The organism is Streptococcus sp. XMC (assembly GCF_021341835.1).
Classification (GTDB): domain Bacteria; phylum Bacillota; class Bacilli; order Lactobacillales; family Streptococcaceae; genus Streptococcus.
On the sequence record NZ_JAJTNQ010000001.1, the window covers coordinates 546,257 to 570,293 of the forward strand.

27 protein-coding genes are annotated in these 24,037 nt (G+C 41.2%); 24 read left to right on the top strand and 3 right to left on the bottom strand.

All coding sequences use genetic code 11. The features are described from left to right. Window positions 1-17: 17 nt before the first annotated feature. The 9 genes from LXO72_RS02535 (at window position 18) to LXO72_RS02575 (ending at window position 7,555) form a co-directional block, all read left to right on the top strand. Window positions 18-485, top strand: coding sequence for an 8-oxo-dGTP diphosphatase (locus LXO72_RS02535; RefSeq protein WP_193389718.1), 468 nt, complete (start codon window positions 18-20; stop codon window positions 483-485). Between the two features lie 104 nt (window positions 486-589). Further along, the gene (locus LXO72_RS02540; protein WP_048716141.1) at window positions 590-994 is read left to right on the top strand and encodes a PaaI family thioesterase; all 405 of its coding nucleotides are present in this window, start codon (window positions 590-592) and stop codon (window positions 992-994) included. Continuing rightward, entirely contained in the window at window positions 969-1,721 is a 753-nt protein-coding gene (locus LXO72_RS02545) for an HAD family hydrolase (RefSeq protein ID WP_233331440.1), read from the top strand. Before LXO72_RS02540 ends, LXO72_RS02545 begins: the two co-directional genes overlap by 26 nt. 128 nt (window positions 1,722-1,849) lie before the next feature. After that, window positions 1,850-2,185 carry a zinc ribbon domain-containing protein YjdM gene (locus tag LXO72_RS02550; RefSeq protein ID WP_009731127.1) on the top strand — a complete coding sequence of 112 codons (336 nt, stop codon included), beginning with the start codon at window positions 1,850-1,852 and terminating at the stop codon, window positions 2,183-2,185. A 43-nt stretch (window positions 2,186-2,228) separates the two neighbouring features. After that, window positions 2,229-2,867 (top strand): Pr6Pr family membrane protein, encoded by a 639-nt coding sequence (locus LXO72_RS02555; RefSeq protein ID WP_233331441.1) that lies wholly within the window; start codon window positions 2,229-2,231, stop codon window positions 2,865-2,867. A gap of 243 nt (window positions 2,868-3,110) precedes the next feature. Further along, window positions 3,111-3,632: a bifunctional pyr operon transcriptional regulator/uracil phosphoribosyltransferase PyrR gene (gene pyrR, locus LXO72_RS02560; RefSeq protein ID WP_006596278.1), complete on the top strand. Its 522-nt coding sequence runs from the start codon at window positions 3,111-3,113 to the stop codon at window positions 3,630-3,632. Between the two features lie 93 nt (window positions 3,633-3,725). After that, window positions 3,726-4,643: an aspartate carbamoyltransferase catalytic subunit gene (locus tag LXO72_RS02565; protein WP_048690641.1), complete on the top strand. Its 918-nt coding sequence runs from the start codon at window positions 3,726-3,728 to the stop codon at window positions 4,641-4,643. A gap of 90 nt (window positions 4,644-4,733) precedes the next feature. Further along, window positions 4,734-5,831 (top strand): carbamoyl phosphate synthase small subunit, encoded by a 1,098-nt coding sequence (locus LXO72_RS02570; RefSeq protein WP_233331442.1) that lies wholly within the window; start codon window positions 4,734-4,736, stop codon window positions 5,829-5,831. Then, on the top strand, window positions 5,828-7,555 hold the full coding sequence (locus LXO72_RS02575) for an ATP-binding protein (protein ID WP_233331443.1): 1,728 nt from the start codon (window positions 5,828-5,830) through the stop codon (window positions 7,553-7,555). Before LXO72_RS02570 ends, LXO72_RS02575 begins: the two co-directional genes overlap by 4 nt. Before the next feature lie 336 nt (window positions 7,556-7,891). Here the strand turns inward: LXO72_RS02575 and pepT are convergent, their stop codons facing one another. Genes pepT through LXO72_RS02590 form a run of 3 tightly spaced genes read right to left on the bottom strand, consistent with a single transcriptional unit; the run spans window position 7,892 to window position 10,694 of the window. Beyond that, entirely contained in the window at window positions 7,892-9,112 is a 1,221-nt protein-coding gene (gene pepT / locus LXO72_RS02580) for a peptidase T (protein WP_233331444.1), read from the bottom strand. A gap of 14 nt (window positions 9,113-9,126) precedes the next feature. After that, window positions 9,127-9,945 (bottom strand): Cof-type HAD-IIB family hydrolase, encoded by an 819-nt coding sequence (locus LXO72_RS02585; protein WP_233331445.1) that lies wholly within the window; start codon window positions 9,943-9,945, stop codon window positions 9,127-9,129. Next, a complete protein-coding gene (locus tag LXO72_RS02590; protein ID WP_048788868.1) occupies window positions 9,942-10,694 on the bottom strand; it encodes a LexA family transcriptional regulator in 753 nt (250 codons plus the stop codon). The genes LXO72_RS02585 and LXO72_RS02590 overlap by 4 nt, the downstream gene beginning before the upstream one ends. 202 nt (window positions 10,695-10,896) lie before the next feature. Here LXO72_RS02590 and LXO72_RS02595 point away from each other — a divergent pair, with 202 nt between their 5' ends. The 15 genes from LXO72_RS02595 to LXO72_RS02665 all read left to right on the top strand — a co-directional run bounded on the left by LXO72_RS02595 (window position 10,897) and on the right by LXO72_RS02665 (window position 23,575). Next, on the top strand, window positions 10,897-11,334 hold the full coding sequence (locus LXO72_RS02595; RefSeq protein ID WP_233331446.1) for a GNAT family N-acetyltransferase: 438 nt from the start codon (window positions 10,897-10,899) through the stop codon (window positions 11,332-11,334). 217 nt (window positions 11,335-11,551) lie between these two features. Then, window positions 11,552-13,375, top strand: coding sequence for a translation elongation factor 4 (lepA, locus tag LXO72_RS02600; protein WP_048716124.1), 1,824 nt, complete (start codon window positions 11,552-11,554; stop codon window positions 13,373-13,375). A gap of 139 nt (window positions 13,376-13,514) precedes the next feature. After that, entirely contained in the window at window positions 13,515-14,186 is a 672-nt protein-coding gene (locus tag LXO72_RS02605) for a hypothetical protein (RefSeq protein WP_233331447.1), read from the top strand. 286 nt (window positions 14,187-14,472) lie between these two features. Further along, complete coding sequence (locus tag LXO72_RS02610) at window positions 14,473-15,117, top strand: hypothetical protein (protein WP_233331448.1); 645 nt, start codon at window positions 14,473-14,475, stop codon at window positions 15,115-15,117. A 234-nt stretch (window positions 15,118-15,351) separates the two neighbouring features. Then, window positions 15,352-15,846 (top strand): YkgJ family cysteine cluster protein, encoded by a 495-nt coding sequence (locus tag LXO72_RS02615; RefSeq protein ID WP_023023349.1) that lies wholly within the window; start codon window positions 15,352-15,354, stop codon window positions 15,844-15,846. Beyond that, window positions 15,846-16,538 carry a YjjG family noncanonical pyrimidine nucleotidase gene (locus LXO72_RS02620; protein WP_233331449.1) on the top strand — a complete coding sequence of 231 codons (693 nt, stop codon included), beginning with the start codon at window positions 15,846-15,848 and terminating at the stop codon, window positions 16,536-16,538. The genes LXO72_RS02615 and LXO72_RS02620 overlap by 1 nt, the downstream gene beginning before the upstream one ends. An 80-nt stretch (window positions 16,539-16,618) precedes the next feature. Then, window positions 16,619-17,242 carry a hypothetical protein gene (locus tag LXO72_RS02625; RefSeq protein ID WP_233331450.1) on the top strand — a complete coding sequence of 208 codons (624 nt, stop codon included), beginning with the start codon at window positions 16,619-16,621 and terminating at the stop codon, window positions 17,240-17,242. Window positions 17,243-17,331: 89 nt separating this feature from the next. After that, entirely contained in the window at window positions 17,332-18,081 is a 750-nt protein-coding gene (locus LXO72_RS02630; RefSeq protein WP_233331451.1) for a hypothetical protein, read from the top strand. Window positions 18,082-18,204: 123 nt separating this feature from the next. Continuing rightward, window positions 18,205-18,477: a 30S ribosomal protein S16 gene (rpsP, locus tag LXO72_RS02635; protein WP_006596292.1), complete on the top strand. Its 273-nt coding sequence runs from the start codon at window positions 18,205-18,207 to the stop codon at window positions 18,475-18,477. 19 nt (window positions 18,478-18,496) lie between these two features. Then, the gene (kphA, locus tag LXO72_RS02640; protein ID WP_003001620.1) at window positions 18,497-18,736 is read left to right on the top strand and encodes an RNA-binding protein KphA; all 240 of its coding nucleotides are present in this window, start codon (window positions 18,497-18,499) and stop codon (window positions 18,734-18,736) included. Window positions 18,737-18,778: 42 nt separating this feature from the next. Continuing rightward, a complete protein-coding gene (locus LXO72_RS02645) occupies window positions 18,779-19,111 on the top strand; it encodes a MazG nucleotide pyrophosphohydrolase domain-containing protein (RefSeq protein WP_233331452.1) in 333 nt (110 codons plus the stop codon). 74 nt (window positions 19,112-19,185) lie between these two features. Next, window positions 19,186-19,968 (top strand): alpha/beta fold hydrolase, encoded by a 783-nt coding sequence (locus LXO72_RS02650; RefSeq protein WP_233331453.1) that lies wholly within the window; start codon window positions 19,186-19,188, stop codon window positions 19,966-19,968. Between the two features lie 36 nt (window positions 19,969-20,004). Then, window positions 20,005-20,523 carry a ribosome maturation factor RimM gene (gene rimM, locus LXO72_RS02655; protein ID WP_233331454.1) on the top strand — a complete coding sequence of 173 codons (519 nt, stop codon included), beginning with the start codon at window positions 20,005-20,007 and terminating at the stop codon, window positions 20,521-20,523. Continuing rightward, window positions 20,513-21,229 (top strand): tRNA (guanosine(37)-N1)-methyltransferase TrmD, encoded by a 717-nt coding sequence (gene trmD, locus LXO72_RS02660; RefSeq protein WP_233331455.1) that lies wholly within the window; start codon window positions 20,513-20,515, stop codon window positions 21,227-21,229. The genes rimM and trmD overlap by 11 nt, the downstream gene beginning before the upstream one ends. A 132-nt stretch (window positions 21,230-21,361) precedes the next feature. After that, window positions 21,362-23,575: a secretion protein gene (locus LXO72_RS02665; protein ID WP_233331456.1), complete on the top strand. Its 2,214-nt coding sequence runs from the start codon at window positions 21,362-21,364 to the stop codon at window positions 23,573-23,575. Window positions 23,576-24,037 lie beyond the last annotated feature (462 nt).

Genomic DNA, 24,037 nt, shown 5'->3' on the forward strand with positions numbered 1-24,037 from the left:
TCATAGAAAGGAAATATATGTCACGTACAACGCCTACTATACTGTGCAATCTTTGCATGGTCGAAGATCTTGAAAATGGGAAAGTAGTCCTCCAATACCGCTCACCTGAAAAGACTCACTGGGCTGGCTATGCTTTTCCAGGTGGCCACATTGAAGAAGGAGAAAGTTTGGTAGAATCCGTCATTCGTGAAGTCTACGAAGAGACAGGACTGACAATTGCAGATCCAAAACTGGTCGCAGTTAAAGACTGGGAGCCAGATGAGGGAGGTCGCTATATCGTCTTTTGCTACAAGGCGACAGAATTCACCGGCCAGCTAAGATCGTCTGAAGAAGGAGAAGTTTCTTGGGTTGAGAAGGACCAATTAAAAAAGTTGGACTTGTCCTACGACATGCTTCCTCTGCTAGAAGTGATGGAGGATCCAGACTTATCCGAGTACTACTATCGTAAACGGACAGATGATGGTTGGGAAAAATTTCGCTATTAAGGAGTTGGGTACACCAGCTCTTTTCTTATTCTTGTAAGAAGTGGAAAAAAATAGTATGATGGAAGAGTTTAGGAATACCTTATATAGAGGGAAGAGGTTTTAACATGAAGGATTTTCACTTTGATGCCATTGCTGCATTTGAAAATTACGAGATCAAAACCATGAGAGATGGCCATGTTGTTGTGACAACCAAGGTCGTTGAATCATCACTTAATTATTATGGAAACGCGCACGGTGGCTATCTCTTTACCTTGTGTGACCAGATCAGTGGCTTGGTCGTTATTTCACAGGGAGTAGATGGTGTGACCTTGCAGTCTTCCATCAATTATTTGAAAGCAGGGCGCCTAGGAGATGTCCTAACGATTCACGGGGAATGTGTCCACAGTGGGCGGACAACTCGGGTTGTCGATGTCGATATTACTAATCAGGAAGGTGCCAATGTCTGTAAGGCCACCTTTACCATGTTTGTAACGGGAGAAAGAGATGAATCAGCAAAAGTACGCATTTAAAAACTATATCTTTGATTTTTATGGAACCTTAGTCGATATCGAAACCGATGAGTCGAGTCCAGTTTTGTGGGAGACCATGGCCCAAATCTACCAGTCCTATGGAGCTCATTATACTGGGGAAAGTTTGCAAGTCCGCTATAAGGAGTTGGTGAAGCAAGCGGAGGAAGGTATCGCTAAGGAAAAAAAGGTCACTTATCCGGAGATAGACTTGACCGTGATTTTCGTTCAACTCTATCTAGAGAGTCATCCAACAGGAGCCAGTGTCCATCATCTCAAAGAGTGGGGACGCTTGATTGCTCGGACCTTCCGTGTCCTCTCTCGTAAACGATTGGAGCTTTACCCGCACACGAAAGAAGTCTTAGAAGATATGAAAGTTGCAGGTTGTCGGATCTATCTCTTATCCAATGCGCAAGCGGACTTTACCAACCCAGAGATTGATTTAGTTGGCTTGAGAGAGATTTTCCACGACATTTATCTGTCGTCTGATGCAGGGATTCGCAAACCTCAGCGCGAATTTCTCATGAAAGTCATCAAAGAACACCAGTTGAATCCTGATAAAACAGTCATGGTAGGGAATGACTTCACTACAGATGTGGCTGTAGCGAAAAGCATCGGCATGCAAAGTATCTTGATCAATACCTTCCCCTACTCGGACGAAGAATTACAGAATAAGAGTCAAGCAGGCGTGCGCGTGATTCGAGACATTCAAGAATTGCAAGAAGATTAAAGGTTACCATCAATTTTAGGAGGCCAAGTTGCCTCTTCTTTTATTGAAAATGCTACAATAGAACGGAATTTGTCAAATTTTCCCTTTCATGGTATACTATGGGAGTTAATTTTGCTAAGGAGATTGAAATGAATAACTTACCAAACTGTCCAAAATGTAACTCTGAATACGTCTATGAAGATGGTGCGCTCTTGGTCTGTCCAGAGTGTGCTTATGAATGGAACCCAGCTGAAGTCGTAGAAGAAGAAGGTGTTGTAGCCATCGACGCGAATGGAAATAAATTGGCTGATGGCGATACCGTCACCTTGATCAAAGACTTAAAAGTGAAGGGTGCACCAAAAGATTTGAAACAAGGAACGCGTGTGAAAAACATCCGTATCGTCGAAGGTGACCACAACATCGATTGTAAGATTGATGGCTTTGGCGCAATGAAACTCAAATCAGAATTTGTCAAGAAAATCTAAGAATAAGAAGAAGGGCTTAGCCCTTTTCTTTCAGGAGAATACTATGAAATTCAAACTATTATTTAGCTATCGTTTTCTATTGTTTATCTTGAGTGTGATCGGCGTTTATCTGCAACTGACCAAGCATGGTGGCTTTGGGATGATGCTCTATTACACCATTTTGTCCAACATGTTGGTCATGTTCTTTATGGGGGACATGGTCTGGCGCATGCTTCGTGGTCGTTCGACCCAGACACAGAGCTATCTTCGCTTAAAGGGCGGTGTCACCATGTCAATCATGATCACCTGTGTCATCTACCACTTTATGCTAGCACCCATCGCGACACCTGAGAAGTTTTACCGTTTGGAAAACTTCCTCTGTCATTACATTGTTCCCTTGATGTTTTTCTTTGACACCCTGGTCATTGATAAACCGAAACAATACCGTAAGTCGGATCCATTAGCTTGGACCCTGCTTCCCTTGCTTTATATGGTCTTTGCTCTTCTCAACGGTTTGGTTCTTAAGTGGCCAGTTCCAGGTGCCAAAGACAGTCCTTTCCCTTATTTCTTTATCAATGTCAATCGTTTTGGTTGGCTCTATGTGGTTAAGATGGCGACCATCATTTTTGTCGCTTATTTACTAGCTGGATGTGGCTTGTTTGCCTTGAAGAGGTTTGGGAAAAAAGGAACAGATCATCATTAAATAGAAGATTTGTGGATGTAAATCCGAACATTCGTAGAAAATAATGAGTTTTTTCTTGCATCCCACTATAAACTGTGATATAGTATGGATAATTAAATAGTCCTTTAAACCTGTCCCGTGAGGCAGGCAAGGAGTCTGATCAAAATAAGGGGTAAACTAGATGCGTTCTAGGTCTTATCTCTTAGTATTTTTCTGAAGCCTCCTTGAAAAGGGAGGCTTTTTTCTATCAATTAGGAGGAAAAGATGAAGATCAAAGAAGTCGTTGATGATCTGACCATGAAGCGAGCGATTACTCGCATCACGTATGAAATCATCGAACGGAATAAGGATCTGAGCCAAATTGTTTTGGTAGGGATCAAAACTCGTGGCGTTTTCATTGCCAATCGCATCAAAGAACGGTTAGCACAGCTAGAACAAATAGAAGTTCCAGTCTGTGAATTGGATACCAAGCCTTTCCGTGATGATATCAAAGTAACAGAAGATTCAACCGTTTTACCAGTAGATATTACTGGCAAAGATGTCATCCTGATTGATGATGTCCTTTATACAGGTCGGACCATTCGAGCAGCCATCGATAATCTTGTCAGTCGTGGACGTCCATCGCGTGTCAGCCTGGCAGTCCTAGTGGATCGTGGTCATAGAGAATTACCGATCCGACCAGATTATGTTGGAAAGAACATTCCAACAAGTCGATCAGAGGAAATCATTGTCGAGATGACTGAGCTGGATGGTCAAGATCGCATCTTGATTGAGGTGAGTGAATAAGGTAGTTTTCAAATCGTCGCTATATACAGGAGTGACTGAGGAAGCTTCCTGTATTGTTTTCACATATGCATATCTTTGGAATGGAGTTACAACATGTCTACAAATCAAATCGCACTTAAAAACCTTGTCTCAATGGAAGCTTTATCAAACGAAGAAGTTATGGCCTTGATTAAGCGTGGTATTGAGTTTAAAAATGGAGCAAAAGCTCATTATGATGAGCAACATATCGTGGCTAACCTCTTCTTTGAGTCATCAACACGTACGCACAAAGCATTTGAAGTGGCTGAGTTGAAATTAGGTTGTGACCTCCTTGACTTTGATGTGAAAACGAGCTCTGTAAACAAGGGTGAAACTCTGTACGATACCATTTTGACCATGTCAGCTCTCGGAGTTGATATCTGCGTCATCCGTCACCCAGAAGTAGACTACTACAAGCAATTGATTGAAAGTCCAACTATCACAGCCTCTATTGTCAACGGGGGAGATGGATCTGGTCAACACCCAAGCCAAAGTTTACTAGACTTGATGACCATCTATCAAGAGTTTGGTCACTTTGATGGACTTAAGGTTTGTATCGCTGGTGACTTGGATCACTCACGGGTGGCAAAATCAAATATGCAAATCTTGAAACGTTTGGGAGCAACCCTCTACTTTGCAGGCCCAGACGAATGGAGAAGTGCGGAATTTGAAGAATACGGAACCTTTGTGACGATTGATGAAGTGATTGAAGAAGTTGATGTTATGATGTTCCTCCGTGTGCAACACGAGCGTCATGATTATGAGTCTCTCTTCTCAAAAGAGAACTACCATCGTTTGCATGGCTTGACACAAGAACGCTATGATCGTATGAAAGACACAGCCATCTTGATGCACCCAGCTCCAGTAAACCGTGATGTGGAGATTGCTGACCACTTGGTAGAAGCTCCTAAATCACGCATCGTGGAGCAAATGACCAACGGTGTCTTTGTCCGCATGGCTATCATCGAAGCGGTTTTAGCTGGACGGAAATAATAGAGTAAGAAAATAGAAAGGAGAAGTGAGGGAGTCTACAAAAAGGTGGTCTTTTCTCACTTTTCTTTTTGGAGTTTGTAAGGAGAATTTATGGTAAAACGTCTCTTAGTATTAGAAGATGGGACGGTTTTTGAAGGAACTGGTTTTGGAGCTGATACATATGTCAGTGGGGAATTGGTCTTAAATTCTGCCATGACGGGTTATCAGGAGTTGATTACCGACCAGTCCTATAAGGGGCAAATATTAGCCTTTACTTTTCCAGTTATTGGTACAACTGGGATAAACCGAGATGATTATGAATCTATTTTTCCTGGGTGTCTAGCAGTGGTAGTGCACCAATTAGCGAGTCATCCCAGTAATTGGCGCAAACAATTATCCTTAGATGCTTACCTGAAAAAACACAATATTCCAGGGATCCAAGGAGTCGATACTCGAAAGCTGGCTAAAATTGTCACTGAACATGGAAGTATGAAGGCTACAGTGGTCAATGAGGGGGATGCGATCGAGCATATCTTGGATCAGCTCCGGGCAACTGTCTTACCTTTTGACCAAGTCCGCCAGGTGTCGACCAAAACCCCCTATGCTGCACCAGGGTTTGGTAAGAGTATCGTCTTGATCGACTTGGGCTTACGGCATTCCGTTTTGCGTCAATTGATTGCACGAGGTTGTAACGTCACGGTCGTTCCTTATTCTATTAAATTGAAGGAATTAAAGGATTTGCAGCCGGATGGCATTATTCTATCCAGTGGTCCAGGGAATCCTCATCATATCGATAGTATTTGCCAGGTCATTGCTAAAATCGATCCTCATATTCCAATTATGGGGATCGGCTTGGGGGCAGAATTGCTGGCACTTGCCCACGGAGGAAGTCTCGCGAAACTAAAAAGTCCTCATCGAGGTCTCAACATTCCTGTAAAAGAAGTGGCTACTGGAAAAGTCGAAATCACTAGCCAGAATCACCAGTACAACATCGAGCGCGATACTCTTCCACGAGATTTTCTGATCACCCATGAGGAGCTTCATGATCACTCTATCGAGGCCTTTCGTCACCGCTATCTTCCCTTGATTGGTGTTCTCTACCATATTGAGTCCAGTCCAGGACCAAGGGAAAGTCTCTATTTCTATGACGAATTTATGGATCTGATTGAAAGTAAATTAGACGAAATAAGGGAGGAGTTATGGTCATGAATCCAGTAACACTTTTGTGTGCAGAATCCTTCAATGATGTCAGTTTGCTTGGAGCACTCACGTCTTGTCCCTTATTAAAAGAACGTGGCTTCCACACAGAAATCCTCTATTGTGGAGATGAGAACGACGTCACCAAAGAAGCAGGTGATGCTGTTTCGGTTATTCGTTTAAAGTTGGATAGTCTAAAAGAAGCCCTTCTATCGACGAAAACAAAAAATTTACTGCTGTCATTTGCGGATAAGCAAGTCCTTGGTCTTTTATTCCGATTGGAAGAAATTGGATTTCTCAAGGAACACAAAATCCGTATTCTAGGAACTTCGCTTAGGCAGTACCGTACCTTTTACCACCAGGCAGACCAAAAGTCATTTCTACAGGACTTAGGTTATCAAGTTCCTTCCTCATCCTTGGTTTCGACAGTGCGAGAGGCTATTGAGTTCTCAGAGCAGATCCAATTCCCTATTGTTGTTTGGCCACTTGCCAGTAAGCATGGGCAAGGTCGTCGGATTGCTAATAACTTGGATGATTTATGTGATGCTGTCGAAAAAGGACTAGAAGTATCGCCACAGGCTCAGTGTTTGTTGGAGCTCTCAACGGTTGGTTTCAAGGAGTTGGAATACATCGTCGTCCGAGATCGTCAGGATAATTATTATCTTGCGGGAAACATTGAGAGTATCGACCCGGTTGGGATCCATTCCAGTGATTCTTATCAAGTCATCCCAAGTCTGACGCTGACGGATACTGAACATCAGACCTTGAGAGAGGCAGCTTTGTCTATTGTTCGGCACTTGAGACTGGTTGGAGCGACATCCATCAAGTTTGCGCTAGATCCAAAGAGTTACCAATTCTATATTCTTGAGGTCAATCCTTTTGCTTCGGATTCCTTCTCGACCATGTCCATGGCCTTAGGTTATTTGATTTACCACCAGGCCTTATGCTTAAAATTAGGCGACCACCTTTTGGACCTTCCTCATCCTACGATGAAGGGTCTTACAGCCCTCTTTGAACCCACTCTAGATCGTATTTTCTTTAAACTACCCGTCTTTCCAATGGAAAAGGTGACAAAAGTTCTCAATACACAAATTCATTCAGTTGGTGCAATTCATGGGTTTGGTACTAGTTTGGAAGAAGCCTATCAGCAAGCTGTTGAAAATTTCGGTTCGGATCAATGGCCTAAGCATATTCTAAAAGAGGTTTCGGACGATGAACTCATCCAACGGATCGCCAAACGAATGCCATATCGCTTTTCATCTATCTTAGAAGCATTTCATCGAGGGTTCGAGATGGAAGAAGTGAGTGACCTGAGTCGAATGGATCCGTTTTATCTCCAGTTTTTATATAATCTTTACTTGTATGAGCGACAAGAGAAGGAGCAACTATGTCCTGAGCTAAAATTACGTCCTTTGGATTTAACAGCTGGATTCGGTCAAGTTGGCGAAAAGGTTTCTTACTATACTTCGATCTGTGGCGAAGATGAGGCGCCAGATTGGAGTCAATGGACCTTATTAGTTGATCGAGGCGCTCCAGAAGATTCAAGCCAGATTCTTAGACTGATAGATCGCTTGAAGCAGGAGCATGAAAAGGGAAGAAAAGTAGCCCTTTTGACACATCGTCCTTTTGCAGGACATGCAGCAGATACTTGCTTGCGAATCCCTCTTTCAATTTATGAGATTTACCAAGACCAGATTAACAGCCAGTTTAGTCAAGTAGTATATGTGGATGAATAGAAAAAGAGCTTCGGTCAGAATAACCGAAGCTTTTTTAGGAAAATAACAAACTGTTTATTAAATAAAATAGTCAGCTCACTTTTTAAAAACATGAACTCATTTTTTGATTCAGTTAAGTAGTTCTAAAACTTTCCGCTGTGAGAAAAGTGCCTGAAACAAAATTGTTTCAGGTACTCGGGAGTTTTGAAACCTTAGGTTCAAAACTAAGTCATGGAACTTCTTGGAAGTTCGCTGACGTCCGTACTCACCTAAGGAAAGTTTCCAAGTAGATTAAATTTTTTATCTGAAATTCTTTGGTTATTTTAACAGAAGAAATTTTAAAAACAAAACACTGAATTAGGAATGGCTAACAATTCCGATGATGGTATCCACTGCACGTTCCATGGTTTGAAGGCTGACGTATTCAAAGCGACCATGCATATTTTCGCCACCAGCGAAAAGGTTTGGAGTTGGAATTCCCATGAAGGAAATCTTAGAACCGTCTGTACCACCGCGGATTGGTTCAATAATAGGAGTAATGCCTAGATCTTCCATGACTTCCTTAGCCAAGTTGACTGGTGTCATGTCTTTCTCGATGACCTGTTTCATGTTGTAGTACTGGTCTTTAAGGGCCAAGAGAACACGTTCGGCACCAAGTTCTTGGTTCATCTTGCTTGCGATGTCTTCCATCATGGCTTTACGGGCTTCAAAGTTTTCTGTCTCGAAGTCACGGATAATGTAGCTAGCATGCGCTTCCTCAACAGTCCCATCGATATTCATCAAATGGAAGAAACCTTGGTAGCCATCTGTTTTTTCAGGGCGGTCTTCTTCAGGGAGTTGATTGTGGAAGTCAATGGCTAACTGGAGAGCATTGACCATTTGGTTCTTAGCAGTACCTGGGTGCACATTGCGCCCTTTAAAGGTGATTTCAGCTCCTGCAGCAGAGAAGGTTTCGTATTGCAATTCACCAAGAGGACCACCGTCTACTGTATATGCGAAGTCTACATTGAAATCTTCTGCATCAAACTTATCTGCTCCGACTCCGATTTCTTCATCCGGTCCAAAACCAACACGAATTTCGCAGTGTTTGATTTCTGGATGGGCATTTAAGTATTCGATGGCTGTCATAATCTCAGCAATCCCTGATTTGTCATCTGCACCAAGAAGGGTCGTCCCGTCAGTAGTGATCAAGGTTTGACCTTTGTAGTTGTGGAGGTTAGCAAAGTCGGCTGGATCAAGTGAATAACCAGAATCACCGAGAGCAATAGTGCCACCATCATAGTTTTCGATGACTTGTGGGCTGATATTCTCAGCATTGAAGTCAGCTGTATCCATATGAGAGATAAAGCCAATCTTTCGGGTGAGACTTGGATCGTTTGCTGGAAGAGTTCCGATGGCAAAACCATTTGGAAGGTAGTAGACATTCTGCAGTCCAACTCGTTCCATTTCAGGAAGCAGTACATTCTTAGCAAACTCTACTTGTGAAGGTGTACTAGGAGTTGTTGTTGAAGTCTCATCAGAGCGAGTGTTGACTTTGACATAGGTTAAAAAACGTTCTAATAATGTTGGGTATTTCATTTGTTTTTCCTTTTCTAGTTCTGTGCTTGTAAAACATATCGCATGATAGCAATAGCGACACCGTCTTCTTCGTTAGAAGTGGTAGTGACATCAGCCAAGGCTTTGATAGCAGCTGGAGCATTGCCCATAGCAACTCCTAGACCCGCGTACTCAATCATTTCAATATCGTTGTTCTCATCGCCGATAGCCATGACCTCTTGCCTTGGTATGCCCAAGTATTCAGCCAGTGCCTTTAAGCCGGTCGCTTTATTTACCCCTTTAGGAAGGATCTCAAATAGGATCGGTTGGGAGCGAATAGTGTGGAAGCGCTGGGCTAATACTTCTTCATAGGTTTCTTGAAAGACATCAATCTGCTCTTTCTGATCGATAAACATTCCTTGGAAAATTGGTTGTGCCTCAAGAATTTCTTCTAGGCCAAGTGATAAGGGGACTGCAGAAACGATGCTAGCATCCATTTTAGCTATTTCAGAAGGTTCCTTATTCAAAATAATATAGCGATTTAAATCAAACAAGCTTAATTGAGGATGGATCTCCTGAGTCAGTTTATCGAGATAAACCAAATCTTCTTCAGATAAGGCATCATAACTGATGACGGACCAATCTGATGATTTAACAGTTGTACAACCATTGTTAATCACAGAGTAGGAGTGATTACTTTTGAAGCCGATTTCTTCAAAAATTGGACGAACACCAGAGAGAGGGCGACCTGTACAGATGACGACGTGTACACCAGCAGCTTCAGCATCCAAAAGAGCCTGCTTATTAGCAGGACTAATGGTTTTGTCTGGTGATAAAAGGGTCCCATCTAAATCAATAGCAACTAATCGAATCATAGCTCGTCCTCCTTAGCTGGTAGAAAGCTAGCAATGACTTTTCCGATGACTCTCGGTTCCTCTTCTAAAGGAATAATCTTATCACTGTACTTTTTATTGAGGGAAACGAGACGAATCCCTTGTGCTTCACGAAAGACACGCTTGATCAAGGTTTGACCATCGTACTCAATAGCATAGATGGCACCAGCAGTATCGTAGAAAGTTTGCTTGATTAGGGCAACAGATCCCTTTGGATATTTAGGTTCCAGCGAGTCTGTATGAATCCAAAGTGCTAGATCATAGGCCAGTTTTTGATCAAACCAAACCAAATCTCCCTTAGAAGCACTTTGACTTGCAGCATAACTGTCGAAGACCGTATATGGTGTGTATTTCTTCTCGATACGTTTCCGTTCAGCCTGTAAAACCAACAAGCGATTCGCTTCCTCTAAGAGTGAATCTTGAAAATCCTCATCCAGTTGCTTATAGATAAACTCAATCTTAGAATCCTCCAAGGTATCTGGTTGTCCATAACGAGGATCTAGGTCAGAGATGGGGATTTCAAAGAAGCTAGCAATCTTTTCTAAGTTCTCACTGACTGGAAGAGAAGTGCCTTTCACATAGCCAGTCAAGGTACTAGCTGGAATACCAGTTGTACGAGATAAATCGACCTGTTTCTTATTTTGAACCTTTAATAGTTCTCTTATTTTTTCGGAAATAATGCGCAAAGCCTCTTTATCTTGTGGGCTTGCTTTTCCACGTCCTCTTGCCAAGAGCTTCACCTCCTTTTACATTACAATTCATTATAGCGAATTAAATCGAAAAAGTAAATAGAAATCCTTTATTGTTCATTAATTATTTCAATTCGAATTAAATAGTATTATTTAATAATCTATTAACATATTCTGAATACTTGATTTTTTTAGGGGTAAGGCATAGAATAAATAAAAAAGACTTCATGGAGGTAGTAGAAGTATGATTCGGACTGTTCAAATTAAAGATGCAGGTCAAATTCGTGATTTGTGCCACCAGGCATTGGGGTATGATTCAACTGTTGAGAAAGTTGCGACTCAGATTGATAAGTTTAATCAGCCAGATTCGGGTCACTTTTGCTTTGTTTACGAAGAGGACCAAACTGAAAATATTTTAGGCTATGTCGAAGCAGAAGCCTATGAGAGTATATATAGCGATCCAGGTTTAAATGTTTTAGGACTTGCTGTTTTCCCTTCTGCTCAAGGACGTGGGATTGGTCGGCATTTGATGGAGCGAGTTGAAACTCTTGCTCGAACTCATAACTATTCCTTTATTCGTTTGAGTTCTGCCTCTCATCGTAAAGAAGCCCATGTTTTTTATGAACATATAGGCTACGAAGGAAATAAAACACAGAAGCGATTTTTGAAAATAATGGATTAGAGAGTGGGACAGAAATCGGTAATTCGTTAGAATTTGATTTCGTCGTCCCACCTCCGCACAGTTGAGTAGGGCTGTAAAAGCTGATGAAATCAGCGTAGTAGAGCCCACTCAACCACTGCGTCTTGCTCGACAATCCAAAAACACTTAATAGGTTAGGACTTTTGTCCCAGCCTCTTTTTTGTTATAATATACTGAATAGTTTTATAAGGATGAAGAAATGAATTTAGAAGAATTAAAGAAACGACAAGAGAAGATTCGGAACTTCTCCATTATCGCCCATATTGACCACGGAAAGTCAACCTTGGCGGACCGAATCTTAGAAAAAACTGAGACCGTTTCTAGTCGGGAAATGCAAGCCCAGCTTTTGGATAGCATGGATCTGGAACGGGAACGTGGGATTACCATTAAGCTGAATGCCATCGAGTTGAATTACACGGCTAAAGATGGGGAAACCTACATCTTCCACTTGATTGACACACCGGGACACGTGGACTTTACTTATGAGGTTTCTCGTTCGCTGGCTGCCTGTGAGGGAGCCATTCTCGTAGTGGATGCGGCTCAAGGGATTGAAGCTCAGACCCTAGCCAATGTTTACCTGGCTTTGGATAACGATTTGGAAATCCTGCCAGTTATCAATAAAATAGATTTGCCAGCTGCAGATCCAGAACGGGTGCGCACAGAAGTAGAAGATGTCATTGGTCTGGATGCTAGTGAGGCAGTCCTAGCTTCTGCCAAGGCTGGTATCGGGATTGAAGAGATTTTGGAGCAGATCGTTGAGAAAGTTCCAGCTCCTACTGGGGATGTTGCTGCTCCATTGCAAGCCTTGATCTTTGACTCAGTATACGACCCATATCGTGGAGTTATCCTTCAAGTTCGGGTTGTCAATGGTATGGTGAAGCCTGGCGACACCATCCAGTTGATGAGCAATGGTAAGACCTTTGATGTGACTGAGGTAGGAATCTTTACTCCTAAAGCAGTTGGTCGTGATTTCCTTGCGACAGGAGATGTTGGTTATATTGCGGCTTCTATCAAGACTGTTGCGGACACCCGTGTCGGGGATACGGTGACCCTAGCGACCAATCCAGCAAGTGAGCCCCTTCATGGTTACAAGCAAATGAACCCAATGGTCTTTGCAGGTCTTTACCCAATCGAATCCAATAAATACAACGATCTCCGGGAAGCTTTGGAGAAGTTGCAATTGAATGACGCTAGTCTTCAATTTGAGCCTGAAACATCTCAAGCCCTTGGTTTTGGTTTCCGTTGTGGTTTCTTAGGTCTCCTTCATATGGATGTTATTCAGGAACGCTTGGAGCGCGAGTTCAATATTGACTTGATCATGACAGCGCCGTCTGTAATCTATAAGGTCAATTTGACAGACGGAGAAGTGCTGGATGTGTCCAACCCGTCTGAGTTCCCAGATCCAACCAAGATTGCTTCAATCGAAGAACCTTATGTCAAAGCGCAAATCATGGTGCCACAAGAGTTTGTCGGAGCTGTCATGGAATTGGCCCAACGCAAACGTGGGGATTTTGTGACCATGGACTACATCGATGAAAATCGGGTTAATGTCATTTATCAAATCCCGCTGGCGGAAATTGTCTTTGATTTCTTTGACAAATTGAAATCCTCTACTCGTGGCTATGCAAGCTTTGACTATGAGTTGTCTGAATACCGTCCATCCAAACTGGTTAAGATGGATATTCTCCTCAATGGAGATACCGTCGATGCCCTCAGCTTTATCGTTCACAAGGACTTTGCCTATGAACGTGGTAAGTTGATTGTTGAGAAGCTCAAGAAGATTATCCCTCGTCAACAGTTTGAAGTGCCTATCCAAGCAGCTATCGGTCATAAGATCGTGGCCCGTACAGATATCAAGGCCCTTCGTAAGAACGTCTTGGCCAAGTGTTATGGTGGGGACGTCTCACGGAAACGCAAGCTTCTTGAAAAACAAAAAGCCGGTAAGAAACGGATGAAAGCTATCGGTTCGGTAGAAGTACCTCAGGAAGCCTTCTTGTCTGTCTTATCAATGGATGAGGAATAAGCTTTTCTCTTGAATCATAAAACAAATGGAACGTCCCGATAGGGGCGTTTTTCTATCAGGCTAGACAAATAGCGCTTTCAAATCTAAGTAGAACATGTTAAACTAGAGGTATCAAAATCCATCACAAAGGAGAGAAAAGATGAAAAATAAGTTCCTACTAGCGACCGTTTCGGTCTTGTCAGCTGTTGCTCTTGTAGCTTGTAGCACTCATAAAAAAGAGTCTAGAAAACCGTTGTCATCTGAATCTAGTTCCACTGAGGTGGTAAAAAAGAGCAAAAAATCCTCTAGTAAAAAAACTTCAAGCAAGGTGGAGTCAAAATCATCAGATGATACCAAGAGTGATACCAAGAGTTCTGTAGAAACCAAACGGGTTGGTTCTCCTGATTATGGTTATATCGATATCCCAAGCAAGTGGATTAAATTTACAGACATAGACGGCGGAGACAGCATTCAATTTACGGATGGAAGTGCCTACAATATCGTTACCATGAACGGGTATACCAAAGAGAAAGCAAATGTCGGTGAAGGGGAAGTCTTCAATGCAGAGTTGATCGCGAATCGACTTGCTTACTATTGGAATGACAACAAAGAACTAGAAAAAATGTGGGGAGCTAAAACCACTGTCTCGGGTAATGAAGCTTTGCAGCTAAATATTATCCTTAAATCTGGACAGTACCTCATTACTTGGGTCTTCCAAAAGGATGATAAGGTATACTTGATGTCTTTTGAAGGAGATAAAGAGACCTTGGCTCAATTCATTCCTTACATTGAGGAAACTTGGAGTTTGGATGAGAAAGGTCCAAAAGCCTAATGCATTCGTGAGGAAGTTGGTTTCATTATCACCAATTTTCAATGCATGATAGAATACGATTTAGACGCTGTCATTAAGTTCTATTTCTTAGAACAATTAACTTCTTACAACCTGGTTAGCAAAGAATCTCTCAAGTTGTATATCCTTAAGAAAGCAGGGACTAATTCAAACAGTTCATCAGTTTGAATTAGTTCTTGTTTTTTTGGTAAGAAATTTAACTGGTCCTTTTAAAATAGAGTTTAAGATGTTAGACTAGTGTATATAATCTATCATAGAGGAGAGAAAGATGAAAAATAAGTTCTTACTGGCGTCAGTTACGTTTTTGTCTGTTGTCAGTCTCTTTGCTTGTACTAGTCCAAAGAAAGAGTCTAGTAAATCGTCAGCACCATCTAGTTCCACGAATGTGGCAAAAGAAACAACAAAATCAAGTAGCAAGGTAGAGCAAGAAATATCAGATAATGATAAGGAGGATGTAAAAACTAAACGAATCGGTTCAGCAGATTATGGCTATGTCAATATCCCGAGTGACTGGAAAAAGAATGATAGCATCCAAGTCGGAGATAATATTCAGTATACAGATAAAAACGCCTTCAATATTATTGTTTTAAATGCTGCTACTAGAGAAAAAGCAAATGTAGCTGAAGGAGTGGAATTTAATGCAGATCTGATTGCTCAAAGGTTTGAGACTAGGTGGAATGACTCTAAACTTGTTGAGAAAATGACAAGATCTACGACGACCGTTGGAGGCAATGAATCACTTAAAATACATATATTTCTCAATTCAGGCCTGCAGGTTGCGGGATGGGTATTCCAAAAAGATGATAAGGTTTATCTGATTGTTGTTGAAGGATTTGAGAAAACAATAACTCAATTTACTCCTTATGTAGAAAACACTTGGAGCCTTGATGGAACAGGTGCCGTGACGGATTAATCAAGTGAGAGTTTGGCTTAAACTATTCAGTCATTAATGTTTAATAGAAATAACTACATGACGCAGTGGTTGATTGGTATCTTTGTTCGCTTTTTAGCTCCAAAGATAACCTAATCAACTGTGCGGGGGTGGGAAAACGAACTCTTCTAAATTAGTCGGAGTTCTGTCCCACTCCCTTTTTTACGGCCTCTATGGTATAATGCTCTTATCCATTTAGCAATTAGAAAGTAGTTTATGTCTCAAGAAATTGACTTAGAAAAATACCATCAGTTAGCGCTCCAAAAGCAAAAGGAGCACCGCAAGGTATTGGCGAATCTGAAAAAGAAACCCCCTAAAAATCTAGATAAAATAGCGCAAGAGATTCACGATGAAGTCTTTCAAGAAATTGATTGTACCGCCTGTGCCAACTGCTGTAAGACCCTAGGACCCGATTTTAAAGAAGCGGATATCACGCGCATTGCCAAGTATTTCAAGATGAAGTTGCCTGCCTTTGAAGCAGAGTTTTTAGAAGTCGATGAAGATGGCGACAAGGTCTTCAAATCCATGCCTTGCCCTTTCTTGGGTGGTGATAATCTCTGTTCCATCTACGATGTGCGTCCTAAGGCTTGCCGAGAATTTCCTCATACAGACCGCAAGAAAATCTACCAGATCAACCATCTGACTATCAAGAATACCCTCACTTGCCCAGCAGCCTATTTATTTGTAGAAAAACTAAAGGATCGTTTGTAATGACATATACATTTTTACTTTTTGACCTAGATCATACCTTATTGGACTTTGATACAGCGGAGGAAGTGGCCTTAACGCAATTCCTCCAAGATCAGGGGGTTCAAGATATTCAAGCCTTTAAGGATTACTACAAACCCATGAACCAAGGCCTCTGGAAAGATTTGGAACAAAAGAAAATTAGCAAGAAAGACTTGATTAACAGCAGGTTTGCGATCGCCTTTGCCCATTTTGGTAGAGAGGTAGATGGTGAAGAGATGGCTCTTCGTTACCAGGACTACATTAGTCAACAGGGACGGAGTTTCCCAGGAGCAGAAGACTTGTTAGCCAAGTTAGTAGAAAGAGGTTACCAGCTCTATGGTGCTACCAACGGCGTTACCGCTATTCAGCAAGGGCGTTTGAAGCAATCTGCTATTACCCCTAATTTCAAAGAAATCTTCATCTCTGAACAATTAGGGACTCAAAAACCGGAAGTGGCCTTTTACGAAAAAATCGCGAACCTGATCCCAGGATTTGCCAAGGAACAAGCTCTCATGATTGGAGATTCTTTGACGGCGGACATCGCTGGAGGCAATGCTGCGGAGATTGATACCGTCTGGTACAATCCGGATCACAAAGAAAATACCAGTCAAGCAGTGCCGACTTATGAAGTGTATTCTTATGAGGCTTTATTGGCGCTCTTGCGAAAGGATTAGCCCAGTATTGACACCAGTTGCTTTCAGTTAGAGGTGAAAAGGAATGGACCTGACAAGAAGGAGAGTGTAAACAGCACTAAATGATTAGAAAGAGTTTATTTTTTCAATTTCTTATTCGACTAGCTTATATCCTCCTATTAGCTGGCGCGGCTTTCTATCTGTTATGCTTATTGAATGGGATGGATTGGGACCAAGCTACTGTTCAGGAAAGAAAAGAGTTTCAAGCCTGGATCATGCTTGGCTGCACGGTTTCTTTTATTCTCATTCGGCAAGTATTCGAATTTGTTCGTCTGATTTGTAAAACAAGCAGAAAAGGCAGAGAATTTTCTCAGGAATGGAACGAATCAATCTCTTTGCAGGAAATAGAGAAGGAAGCGGAATTCAGAGACCCGAGGCTAAAATTACTGATTTATAAGGGCTATTTGATAACCTATCGCTCTTGTTTCGACTATCTGAGAATAGATGAGGATATTTGGAAAATCCAACTTCAGAAATTTCAAAAGTATAGTTATAGTAGGTACTCTGGTAGAAACAAATCACTTCTTCCTCCTAAGTATTTTCTTGTGTTAAGGGATTTTGACTACAAGGAATACTATCTCGCTATCAGCTATCAGAAAGAGGAGTGGTATCATTTTTGGACCTATCTGATGAAGCAATATCCCTGGATTGAATGTAGCGGTGATGTGGAGGAACATCAAATATAAGCGTCTCTTTAACAACCTGAACAAGCTTTGTTCAAATTTCATTCCCTTACAAACTAGCTCTTGGGCTAGTTTTTTGTTATTATGGATAAATGAATATATTTAAGACAATACCATTCAACATTAAAAAATGGTTTCTCTATCTGCTTCTTGTATTCTTCATAGCGGTCACACTCTTGACTTGTTTTTTCTTCTTTCTTATCGATCAAGAAGAAAAAGAAATCCAACAGCAAATTTCTACCTTTTATCAGGAAGCGGGATTTAAAGGAGACCTACATTTTAAAGCAGCTGAACTCCATGGGATGTCGACCAAATATGCCTATAGCTATCAAGAAAGGGTTGAGGGAAAGACGGTTCAGTTTGACTTTCCCGATGCGACTCATCTATCAAAAGAAGAAACTGGGAAAAACTATGACACGGCAGGAGAACTGGCCCAACATTACAACAGTTGGTTAGTAGCTCCGTTTTTTGAAAGAGCCTTTACGGAATCTCAAGGATTTCAACAATTAAAGCAAGAGATAAAAGAGCGATTTCATCAACAAGGCCTCGAGGTAAGCGAGGTTCGTCTTCAGTTACCAATCCAAAATCCCGATTTTGAAGATCAATTGGCAAGAGACTTACTGGCTGCTGAAAAAGTTGGAGAAACGGATCTTCGAGGGATTCTGACCTTGGATTATGCTACCTACCGTCAAATCAAGGGATTTTCCTTTACCATTACAGTGACTTCCCTCGCCAAAGAATTTGAAGGGAAGCACTTGGATGTATCCGGTCTTCCCCCTGGGAACTATGTGATTGAATCGGATTCCAAAAATGAAGGATCTTATTACTTTGAGATCGATTAAAAAATTTTTAATAGTGTCAAGTTTTTTTCTTGACAGGTCTATAAAATGTGTTATAATAGATCATGTGCTAAATAGCTTGTCTATTTCACCGAAAATTAAAATATAGAAAAGAGACTTATAAAAATGGCAGTTAAAATTCGTTTGACTCGTATGGGTTCTAAGAAAAAACCATACTACCGTATCAACGTAGCAGATTCACGTTCACCACGTGATGGACGTTTCATCGAAACAGTTGGAACTTACAATCCACTTGTTGAAGAAAACCAAGTTACTTTGAAAGAAGACCGCGTTCTTGCATGGTTGGCTGATGGAGCTCAACCTTCAGATACAGTTCGCAACATCCTTTCAAAAGAAGGTGTCTTGAAGAAATTCCACGATTCTAAATTCTCAAAATAATCATAAAGTAGGTTGACGTATGGATACGATTGAAAATCTTATTATTGCAATTGTGAAACCCTTGATTTCACAACCGGATGCCTTAACCATCAAGATCGAAGATACTCCTGAATTCTTGGAGTACCACCTTGACCTTGATCCTAGCGATGTTGGTCGAGTGATCGGTCGGAAAGGTCGCACCATTTCTGCGATAAGAACGATTGTCTACTCTGTCCCAACTGAAGATAAAAAAGTAAGAATCGTTATTGACGAAAAATAAAAGGCGGGACTCTGTCCCGTTTTTTTGTTGCAAGGAGAAGCTATGAAAGAAGTGACCATTCGGCAATTACAAGCCTATTTAAAAGAACATTACAAAGACAGTCGTACGGAAGAAGGTCTGTTTATCAAGCTCGTCGAAGAGGTTGGGGAAGTTGCCGAGGTCTTAAATGGTCGTTCTGGACGAAAAGAAGGGGTTCAGGACTCAAATGAGGAATTGGCCAAAGAACTGGCTGATATCATACACTATACGGTTGCCATCGCTGCCATTAATGAGATTGACCTTACTAAAACAATTTTTGAAAAAGATAAAACAGCAGCTGTCAAATACCAGCACCAGAAGGATTTGGAGCAGTTTCTAGCAGAAAAGAGCATTTGAGAAAATCCCTTTAACGTGATAAAATAAACATAAGAATATTTAGTGAATTATTGTATAGAATGAGTGGTTTTGATATGAACCGATTTGAAGTAACTACAAAGATTGGTTGTCTCTCTGTTACTTATAAAAAAAGAAATAGAGTACTAGTCTGTTTAAATGGTGCTGGTTTGATACCAACATATGAAAATTTTCTACCAATACTTGAAAAACTTCCTTCTTCAATGGGCTACCTTACAATTGATTTTCCAAATACAGGAAGGAGTTCGATTCATAACCAGGCAGGACTAAATTTTGACAGTCTGGTTGATACGGTATACGAAATTCTGAAAGGATTGGAAATTTCTGATTATATACTATGTGTTCATAGTTTAGGTGGTGTTTTGGCATTAAAGTTGATGAGTAAACCAATTAAGTGTCAAGCATTGATAGCACTTGAACCGACAACAAAAAATATAATGTTTGCTGATTTTTCCAAAAATCCTTATCCAGAAATGGAAGATCAAATGAGGATGATTGAAGAATGTGGGCCCGAAAATTATTTCAAGGGACTAACTCAAGCAACATTTGACCCTGAAACTGATAGACTGATTTGGGAATTGATGGAAGCAAGAGGATTAGAGTTGGAAAAGCAAGTTCCTGGTTTTCAAATATCTGGAAATATTACTGCTGAAGATTTTGATAGTTTGTCCTTAGCAGATAATATTCCTATTTTCATATTTTGTCAGGCGTATAGAGAAAAAGAGTACAGAGATTCAGAATATTGGAGTACTAAAACAAAACTCATTCTAGGTGGAAATCACCACTATCTACAGTGGTCAGAGTCGGAAAAAATTGCAACTATTATTAGAGACTTGTAGAGATAAACTAATTTAAAGAGGAATGTAAAGAATAAAATGAATTACTTTAATGTTGGGAAAATAGTCAATACCCAAGGCTTACAAGGAGAAATGCGGGTCTTGTCTGTGACAGACTTTGCGGAAGAGCGTTTTAAAAAAGGAGCTGAATTGGCTCTCTTTGATGAGAAGGATCAGTTCGTCCAAACAGTGACCATTGCTAATCATCGGAAGCACAAGAACTTTGATATCATCAAGTTTAAGGATATGTACCATATCAATGCTATCGAAAAATTCAAGGGCTTTAGCCTCAAGGTTGCGGAAGAAGACTTGACGGATTTGGATGAGGGCGAGTTTTATTACCATGAGATCATCGGCCTTGATGTTTACGAAAATGACCAACTAATCGGCCAGATCAAGGAAATCCTGCAACCAGGTGCCAATGACGTCTGGGTGGTCAAACGTAAAGGCAAACGTGACCTTCTCTTGCCTTATATCCCACCAGTGGTGCTCAATATCGATATTCCGGGTAATCGGGTGGATGTAAACATCTTAGAAGGGTTAGACGATGAAGATTGATATTTTAACTCTCTTTCCAGAGATGTTTTCACCTTTGGAGCATTCGATTGTCGGAAAGGCGCGTGAGAAAGGCCTATTAGAAATCAACTACCATAATTTCCGTGAAAACGCGGAGAAGGCGCGTCACGTGGATGATGAACCCTATGGTGGTGGGCAAGGTATGCTTCTACGAGCGCAGCCGATCTTCGATGCTTTTGATGCCATTGAGAAAAAGAATCCGCGCGTGATCTTACTTGATCCAGCAGGTCGAACCTTTGACCAATCTTACGCAGAAGAATTAGCTCAGGAAGAGGAATTGATCTTTATCTGTGGCCACTATGAGGGTTATGACGAGCGGATCAAGACCTTGGTGACAGATGAGATTTCTCTGGGAGATTATGTTCTGACGGGCGGTGAGCTAGCAGCCATGACCATGATTGATGCGACAGTCCGCTTGATTCCAGAGGTGATCGGAAAAGAGTCCAGCCACCAGGATGATAGTTTCTCGTCTGGTCTCTTAGAGTATCCTCAATACACACGGCCTTATGAATACCGAGGGATGACGGTTCCAGATGTCCTCATGAGTGGTCACCATGAAAATATCCGTCAATGGCGTCTCTATCAGAGTTTGAAAAAGACCTTGGATCGTCGCCCTGATCTCCTAGAAAACTATGAATTGACAGCAGAAGAAGAGAAGATATTGGAGAAAATTAAACAAGAAGAATAACAGCCTTTGCTGTTTTTCTTTTGCCCTAAAAATAATAAAAAATCTTCCTCATCCTACTAGTTATTGGTAACAAAATGTGGTATTCTAAAATGGAGAGAGAACAGATATGAAAAAGTTTTGGTGGTGTTTGCAATGGGCAAAAAAATAGGAAAATCAGTCTTTACAACGGGTGTCGCTGCGACAACCCTCTTTTCAGGTTTGGCTGGACATAAGGCGCAAGCAGAGGAGATCGCTCAGAAGGGTACTGGGGATCAGCAATCGACGGATGTGACTGGAATGGATACAAGTTTTATGGATATGGATATCTTAAATGAACAGTTGTTAAAAGCTAAAAAAAGAGTAGAAGACCAACGTTTGCGCTTGAATCAAGCTCAATCTGAATACAATGTAGCCAAGTCTGGTCTTGAAGCTGCTGAAGCTAACTTACAGAATACTGAAAAAAGGATTCAAGACTCCAATCAAAGCTCCATTGGCAAAACTGAAAATGAAGTTGCGATTGCAGAAGCAGTTGTTACTTTAGAAGAAGAGAAGGTACGCCAAGCAACAGATTCCGATCACCAAGTCCGTTCTGCCATCAAGAATCAAGAGAATAAAATTGCTGCCCAACAATTACTTGTAGATATTGCAGGTAATGAATTGAGAAAAGCCAAACAACCCATACAGAATGATGAGACAGTATTAGCGAACGCACAGCTAAAAGAGGAGCAGACGCAAAACGAATTAAAAACAGCTCAAGCATTAGTAGTTAATCTGACAGAAACTCATGCCAATGTGCCTCAGGTCTTAAAGCAGGTTTCTAGTGAGATTGCTGGCGCACAGGAGAAAATTGAGCGACTAGCCCATCAGATTTCCCTAAAGGAAGTAGAGTTAGAACAGGTCCGTGAAGCGGCAATGCTAAGTCCCATTAATCTTCAACAGGCAAGCTATGAGACCTTACTTCATGAGTGGTCCAAAGCAGGTGACCAAGACGCGGTCGAAGCCTTGTCTCTTTATCGCCGTAGGAGTGAAGAGGACCTGTTAGCAGGAGGAAAGGTCGCTAGATTAGATAATGTCTTAAAAGCGTTAGAAATCGTAGACACGATTAATCAGTACCGTCGCCAGGCTGGTTTAGAGGAGCTCTTGGTAGATCCTTATCAATTGCCTACTAGTCAACTTCAAACAGAGTATTATGTAAATCATCGAAAAGCCTTGTCCAGTTACCAAGAGAATGAGAATGTTGCTTGGGGCTATCGACCTAGAGAAGCGGTTGCCTTCTGGTATAGTGAAAAAGACCACTATCGTCAATTAGCTAAGCAATTCGATTTACCGACGGATGAAAGTCGGCTAGATCCTGGACAGATCTCCAGAAAAGTGGAACCGGAGCTATTTGCTAAGGTTGGACACTATGTCCACATGATGGGGAATCAATACAAGGCCATTTCAGTTACCTATGATCCAGATTTAGAAATATCTCAAGCAGCTTTCTTTGAGGAAGGAGTATCCCTTTATACCAGTGAAGAACTGACCAAGTGGATGAGAAAAGTTGCAGACGCAAGGACGACAAAAGCAGATGTGAAGGCTGTAAAAAATACATTGGAGAGCCTAAAGGTCGAAAAGATTAACCAAGAGTCTCGTATCAATATCCTTTCTGGTCATTTATTCGATGTTAAGAATTCTCTTGCAAGTCATGAGCAACTATTGTCGCGTGCTCAAGGCAACCTAGCTTCAGCGATGAAGAAATGGCAGGCTGCGTCGATAGAAGTCAAGGAAGCCGAAAACTCACTGGCAGTATCACGGGCTCGGATACAAGGTAGTATTAGCCCTAAAGAAGAAGCCTTGAAAAATGTGACTCTAGCATTAGAAGAAGATAAAAAGCAATTAGAAGCGTTACAAAATACAGCGAAGGAGACTGCATCTAAGCTTGAAGGGGCGCATATCCAACTTCAACTTGCTCAAAAACAATTAGCGCAAGCAAAAGGACATCTAAAACTGTTTACCAATTCATCTGAACTGCTAGTAGATGCGCAAGCCTTGGTCGCCTCTGCTAAAACTGAACTCGAAGAGAAAAAAGTAGAATTTGAAACAGCCTTTGCAAGTTTTATGGCTTATCAAAAGGAAGCTAGTGAGTTCAGAAGTCAGATAGAGAAAATTCAGTCAAATGAGGATGGAAACAAATCTGCAGTAGCTGGAGATGAAGAAACTACTGATCAGGCCCAAGTTTCGTTTCTAGCTTCTACTCAATCAGAAGAACACTTGCAAGTCAAAGATGATCTTGAGAAAGCTACTGGAAAAGACGAACACAAAAGTAGAAAAGGATTATCCAGATGGTTTAGAGGACTTGGGTTAAAAAAGAAGAATAGTTGTTAAAGTGAGAGTGGGACAGAAATCGGTAATTCGTTAGAATTCGATTTCGTCGTCCCACCTCCGCACAGTTGAGTAGGGCTGTAAAAGCTGATGAAATCAGCATAGTAGAGCCCACTCAACCACTGCGTCTTGCTCGATAATCCAAAGACAATTGAGAGGCTAGGACTTTTGTCTCAGCTTCTTTTTGTATGATCTAGCAGCTATAGAAACAGGATAAAACAATAGTATAATACTATACTATTGTTTTATCCTTTATAACCCTACCATTAAATCAGAGAATAGTGGGGTAAAAATTATCTGCATAAAGAATGAGTATAGTTCTATGAGTAAAATAAGAAGGCTCTCAAATTATTTGCCATTAGAAACTTTCTTTGTTATAATTTTCACAAAGGAAGAAAAAGTGTCGATACAAAATATGCCGTTATTATCAGTTTTTTAGGCAAAAATATGTGGAAACCTGACTGA